Source organism: Bartonella sp. PS17NMGDW, from assembly GCF_042193555.1.
Lineage (GTDB): Bacteria > Pseudomonadota > Alphaproteobacteria > Rhizobiales > Rhizobiaceae > Bartonella > Bartonella grahamii.
In genome coordinates, this window is sequence record NZ_JBHILY010000101.1 from 1 (window position 1) to 542 (window position 542).

The 542-nt window shown below is 36.0% G+C and carries 1 protein-coding gene and 1 pseudogene; both read left to right on the forward strand.

What is annotated here, in order from left to right:
- Window positions 1-384 (forward strand): DNA adenine methylase (locus ACFIJK_RS09495; protein ID WP_375627609.1); only part of this gene is annotated, 384 nt, incomplete at its 5' end.
- 65 nt (window positions 385-449) lie between these two features.
- A pseudogene (locus tag ACFIJK_RS09500) lies at window positions 450-542 on the forward strand (XRE family transcriptional regulator); the annotation flags it as partial.

A 542-nucleotide genomic window follows, 5' to 3' on the forward strand; every position in this document is an offset into this window, starting at 1 on the left:
AAAAGAACGGCAGAGTTTAATCCCGAAAAGCTGTTATCAAGGATGAGACGTGTTAGACAGAAGCTTCTTGATACGACGATCTTAAATTTATCATGGGATCGGGTTGTCGAGCTTTTTGATGCACCCGACAGTTTATTTTATCTAGACCCGCCTTATCTTGTGAAGAAGAAGTGTTACAGCTCTGGGAATTTTGTTGAAGATGATTTTGTGAGTATGGCAAAAGTTCTCAAAAGCATACAAGGCAAATTTGTCTTGAGTCTCAATGATTGTGATGCGGTTCGAGAGATCTTTAAGGATTTTGACTTTTTAGAATTAGAGACCCTTTGGACATCTGGTTTTGCTAAAAAACCACCCCGAAAAGAACTCTTGATTCGCAATAATTGAAGAAAATCATAAAAAGATTTGTTAGAATCAGAAGAAAATATTTCTTCTCTAATAGGACTTTTTATATGGCTACATCTTTTGGTAAAATTTTACGGAAACTTCGGGTTGATCATTCAGAACGCCTCTTAGATATGGCTAAGAAATTAGACATATCTGTA